Consider the following 3,670-nt stretch of genomic DNA (forward strand, 5'->3'; position numbering starts at 1 on the left):
CCGATCTCGCGGCGATCGAGTTGTAGCCGCCCCACACGATCCCGAGCAGCGCGACCGCGCTCCACTGGCGAACCCGCTTGACGATCAGCGCCTTGCGGGCCGCGCGGTCCCCGGCGACGTCAACCGCCGTGGGAGCCGCATGACCGACCCGCGCCAGCGCCTCAGTTGCCGCTGCCATCGACCCCTCCCGGCGCGGACTGGGTGATCGTCGCCTCGACCGGCGAGACCGGCGCAGGCCCGAACGGGGAAGCGGTCGGGACCGCCGTCCCTGGCGCGGCCGGCGCGACGGTCCCGGAGGCTGGTGGGAGCATCGCACCGACCGCGGGACCTGCCGGGGCGTTCGGCGCGGCCGCGGGGAGCGGCACGCGCGCGAAGACCGCGCGGCGGATCTGGTCGGTGATATCGGGGACGTTCTTCGACAGCACCGCCTCGCCGACGAGGACGGTGGTGCCGCTCGCGCCGACCTTCTTCATCTCGTCGTCGAGCGCCGACATGAAGGCCTGGGTCTGCGCGGCCACCTGTTGGGGCTGGCCGTTGCTGTGGCTCTGCGCCTGGACATATTCCGAGACGATGCCTTCGAGCCGCACGCTCGCCATCGGCACGGTCGCCGGCGGGGCCAGGAGATGCTTGGTCACCCACGCCCCCCACAGCAGCACCGCGACCGCCAGCGCGACCGCGACATAGGCGATGACGGGCAGGCCTTGCGGCTTGCGGCGATCCACCTTGTCCGCGACCGGACGGCGCGGTGCCGCGCCGGCTGCGTCCTCACGGGGTGCCGGGGCCGAGGCGGACGATTGCACCGCCGCGGACGCGGCCTCGGGACGATCGAGAACATCAACCATGACGGGAGCCTTTCGTGGAAGTGATGATCGCGCCGAGCAGGCGCACGCGGGTCACGGCGACGATGCCGAACGCGACCAGCCACACGACGAACAGCTGGTCGCCGAACGCCGCGCGGCGTGCCTGGTCGGCCGCGACGAAGCGCGTGCCGAGGTTGGCGACCTGCGAGAAGAAGCCGAGCGCGGTGAAGTCGCCGAGCATGAGGAAGAACAGGATCGCGACGCCGAAGGTCGCGAGCAGCGTCATCGCCATCCAGCCCGACACGCGCAGCAGGATATAGCAGGCGTCGCCGATCGCGCGCGTGCCCGTGCGCTTCCAATCGGTCGCCGTCGGCGTGCGCCAGTCGCGCTCGTGCGTGAAGGCGTTCATTCCGCCGCCTCCACCCAGGGCTCGCCCGGAGGATTGTCGCGATATTCCTCGGGGAAGGCGACGCGTTCGATCGCCTCGTCCATCGAGCAGCCGAGTTCGATCAGATGCTCGATATCGGCGAAGGTCTGCGGGCTGGAGGAATAGAGCGTCGCCGAATATTTATCGAGGACGAGCCGCCCGACCGCCATCGATTCCGGCCCCTTGATGAGGATGTCGGAATATTCCGCGCCGTTGCGCTTCAAGGAACGCAGCAGGCTTTCGGTATAGGGGTCCATGTCGAACCGGCCGTGCTTCTGGAAGTCCGAGATCGTGTCGGGCTTCTGCATGAGGATGACCGACCAGTCGGAGTTCTCGAGCGCCGCGAGGCTCCCTTCCGACTTGTAATAGTCGTTGAGGCTCTGCGTCGCGGTGATGAGCGAGGCGCCATATTTGCGGCAGGTACGGCTGTAGGTCTCGACGAAATCGGCCATCGATCCGCCGCGCAGCATCTGCCACGCCTCGTCGATCAGCAGCGCCTTGGGGATCTGGCGGTCCATCCGGCGCATCGTCTGCGACGACATGAACATGATCGCAGTCAGCACGACCGAGCGCAGTTCCTCGCGGCTCGACAGGTCCGAGAGCTCGAACACGGTCAGCGCGTTCGATATGTCCACCGACGCCTCGCCGGTGAAGAAGCTGCCGTAGGTGCCCTTGCCCGAGAACGGGAACATCGCAATCGCGAGATCCGTGCCCTGCACCGAGCCGTCGGAGCCGAGCGCCTCGATCACGTCGTCGACGCACCCTCCCCTGCCCTTGGCCTCCCACACCTGGTTGACCGCGCGGTCGATCAGACCGCGCTCGGTGTCGTTGAGCTTGTCGATGTGGCGGCCCATCTGGCCGATGATCGACTTGAGCATCGCGAGCGCGTCGACGAGATAGTCCTCGTCCTGCGCCACCAGCGTCTCGTCGATCATCGAGAAGGGATTGAGGCTGAACCCGTCGCGCAGGCGGAACTCGACGAAATTGCCGCCCAGGCTCTTGGCCATATGCTCGAACGAGCGGCCGTCATCGATCACGATGATCTTCGCGCCCACGCCGGCGAACGCCGCGCACAGCTCCTGCAGCGCCACCGACTTGCCCGAGCCGGACTTGCCGAACACCGCGACATTGTGGTTGCCCGCCTTGTTCTCGAACGGCGACCAGAAGAAAGGCTGGCCGCGCCGCCCGATGAACATCAGGTGCGGCAGATGCCCGCCGAGATACTCGCCCTGGATCGGCAGCATGTTCGCCGCGGTCGAGGTCAGCATCGTGCGCAGCCGCTTCATGCGCTTGAGGTCACTGTCGAGCCCGTTGCCCAGCGTCATCGGCAGGCACGACATGAACGCCATGATCTGGAGGAACCGCTCGTCGAGCAGGTCCCACCCGGCCGCCTTGTACATCGACTTGACGGTGCGCTCGTTGGCGTCCCCCTGCCCCTTAGGGCTGATGATGCCGACCGCATAATAGGCCTGCACCAGCTTCTTGCCGAGGCGCAGCTCCTGGGTGACATGCTCCCATTCGCGGCTCTGATCCTTCAGCTGCGGGAGCAGCCGCGCCGACTTCGAGTCCGCCAGGCTCGACGTGCGCATGAACTTGTAGCCGGCCTTCGACGAGGCGGCCTGTTCGTCCTGGTAGCACAGGCACAGCGACGTGAGCGTCGGGCACCCCGGGCGCAGCTTGTCGGAGAACATGTCGCCGATCAGCTTCTGCACGTCCCACGGTGCCCAGCGGTTGGGCAGGTTCCTGACCGAGAAGAAGCGATAGTCGAACGTGTCGGGCCGGATCTCCTGATATTGCGTCTCGCCCGACAGGTTCGTCACCGCGCGCAGCGGCTCGACCGACACCAGCAGGCGATCGGCCTGGACGACGGTCTGGACGTCGCGCCGCACGCACTGGTCGGCGATCGGATCGAGGTCGGAATATTCCGAAACGTGGTCGGAGACGTCGAACGCCGGCGCGGTGATGTCGTCGATCAGCGCGATCAGATCGACCGGCCTCAGCCGGGTTGCCGGCATGTCGATCGACTGCAGCGTCGAGACGATGCTGTCGCGAACGCCGGTCAGCTCCTCGGGTGTCGCCTTCCCGCTGCGGATCGAGACCGACAGGAAGATGCGATGGTTGCGGACGTGAAACGGCCCGTCCTTCGACATCGACACCCAAGCGCCGTGGCGCAGGAACGCCGACCGGCGCTCGGCGATCTTGCGATGGATGCCGCCCGCCTTGTAGCGCGGCAGCGCATATTGCGCGATCAGCGCGCCCACGCGCGGGCTCTGAAATGCGAGCAGCTGAACCCGCGCGCTGGGCGGGACGCTCTCTGACAGCATCTGCGCGATGATCTCGCCGGTGCGTTCGTCCGCGCCCATCAATGGCGCGAGTTCCAGCGCGAACGCGATGCTGTCGGTCTGGTAGAACAGGTCGTGCCGCGCGTCATAGCTGCGATACG

Annotated in this window: 3 protein-coding genes; all 3 read right to left on the reverse strand. The window is 67.1% G+C overall.

Going from position 1 to position 3,670, the window contains the following annotated elements:
* Nucleotides 1-161: 161 nt before the first annotated feature.
* The gene (locus B2V90_RS02860) at nt 162-842 is read right to left on the reverse strand and encodes a TrbI F-type domain-containing protein (protein WP_069320826.1); all 681 of its coding nucleotides are present in this window, start codon (nt 840-842) and stop codon (nt 162-164) included.
* Nucleotides 835-1,209 carry a hypothetical protein gene (locus B2V90_RS02865; RefSeq protein ID WP_007406323.1) on the reverse strand — a complete coding sequence of 125 codons (375 nt, stop codon included), beginning with the start codon at nt 1,207-1,209 and terminating at the stop codon, nt 835-837. The genes B2V90_RS02860 and B2V90_RS02865 overlap by 8 nt, the downstream gene beginning before the upstream one ends.
* Nucleotides 1,206-3,670 (reverse strand): type IV secretion system protein TraC (gene traC, locus B2V90_RS02870; protein ID WP_293919617.1); only part of this gene is annotated, 2,465 nt, incomplete at its 5' end. The genes traC and B2V90_RS02865, both read right to left, overlap by 4 nt.

The sequence above is a fragment of the Sphingobium sp. UBA5915 genome, from assembly GCF_002431195.1.
Taxonomy (GTDB): Bacteria; Pseudomonadota; Alphaproteobacteria; order Sphingomonadales; family Sphingomonadaceae; genus Sphingobium; species Sphingobium soli.

Coding starts and splice junctions, on each gene's coding strand:
- B2V90_RS02865 (WP_007406323.1), bottom strand. CDS start 1,209: ATGAACGCCTTCACGCACGAGCGCGACTGGCGCACGCCGACGGCGACC.
- B2V90_RS02860 (WP_069320826.1), bottom strand. CDS start 842: ATGGTTGATGTTCTCGATCGTCCCGAGGCCGCGTCCGCGGCGGTGCAA.